Consider the following 1251-nt stretch of genomic DNA (forward strand, 5'->3'; position numbering starts at 1 on the left):
ATTTTGGCCACCCATTAAGAAAGAAATGTTATGCTAATAAGCATACAAATTTGGGTGAAAAAATGACGAAATTAAAACGCGCAACGTATTCTGCAGCAATAAAATTAGAAACAGCTCAGCTTGTAGTTGACCAAAGTTATACTCAAGAAGAAGCAGCCAAAGCGATGGGGGTGGGTAAATCAACCGTCAGTAAGTGGGTTACTCAATTAAAGCAAGAGCGGAATGGCCAGACACCATCTGCTTCGCCAATGACGCCCGAACAAATTGAAATCCGCGAACTTAAAAAGCAAATCCAACGCATCGAATTAGAAAAGGATATATTAAAAAAGGCTACCGCTCTCTTGATGTCCGACTCCCTGAACAATTCTCGTTAATCGAGAAACTAAATCAACGAGAGCGTTACCCAATTAGCGTGCTGTGTAACGTATTCAATGTGCATCGTAGCAGCTATAAATATTGGGCTATACGGGATACAACGCCGACGTCAGAGCAAGTAAGGCTAGAGGCTGAAGTTAAAGCAATACATGCAATGAGCGGTGGCTCAGCTGGGGCGCGGACAATCGCGGCAATAGCAACGAACAATGATTTTGAATTGAGTCGTTATCGTGCTGCTAAGCTAATGGTTAAATTAAAGCTTGAAAGCTGCCAAGTACCTCAACATTCATATAAACGCGGCGGTAATGAACACCTTGAAATTCCAAACCTGCTTGATAGACAATTTGATGTTGTTGAGCCAGATACCGTGTGGTGCGGTGATGTGACGTATATTTGGGTAGGTAATCGCTGGGCTTATTTAGCCGTTGTTATTGATTTATTTGCACGTAAAGTAGTTGGCTGGGCCATGTCGTTGTCGCCAGATACTAATTTAACGCTAAAAGCGCTTGAACTCGCGTATGAAAGCAGAGGAAAACCGACAGGACTGATGTTTCATTCAGACCAGGGTAGTCATTATACAAGTTTAAAATATCGCCAACGTTTATGGCGCTATAAAATCAAACAAAGTATGAGTAGGCGTGGAAACTGTTGGGATAATGCACCAATGGAGCGATTTTTTAGAAGCTTTAAAACGGAATGGATGCCAAAGGTTGGATATGGAAATTTTATAGATGCTAAATATAGCGTTAGTGATTATATCAACGGATATTACAACAACGTTAGGCCGCATCATTATAATGCCGGTTTAGCGCCAAATGAATCTGAGGTTAGATATCAAGATTCTAAAACTGTGGCCAAATTTTATTGACCACTACA

At 41.1% G+C, this 1251-nt stretch carries 1 protein-coding gene; it reads left to right on the plus strand.

What is annotated here, in order from left to right; all coding sequences use genetic code 11:
• The first annotated feature begins 62 nt into the window (after window positions 1–62).
• A protein-coding gene (locus I6F54_RS20150) for an IS3 family transposase (RefSeq protein WP_165728178.1) occupies window positions 63–1243 on the plus strand; the annotation gives its coding sequence in 2 pieces (ribosomal slippage) (window positions 63–321 and window positions 321–1243; 1182 coding nt in all).
• Window positions 1244–1251: the final 8 nt, after the last annotated feature.

This window comes from Pseudoalteromonas sp. SWXJZ10B, from assembly GCF_015864475.1.
GTDB classification, from domain to species: Bacteria; Pseudomonadota; Gammaproteobacteria; order Enterobacterales; family Alteromonadaceae; genus Pseudoalteromonas; species Pseudoalteromonas arctica.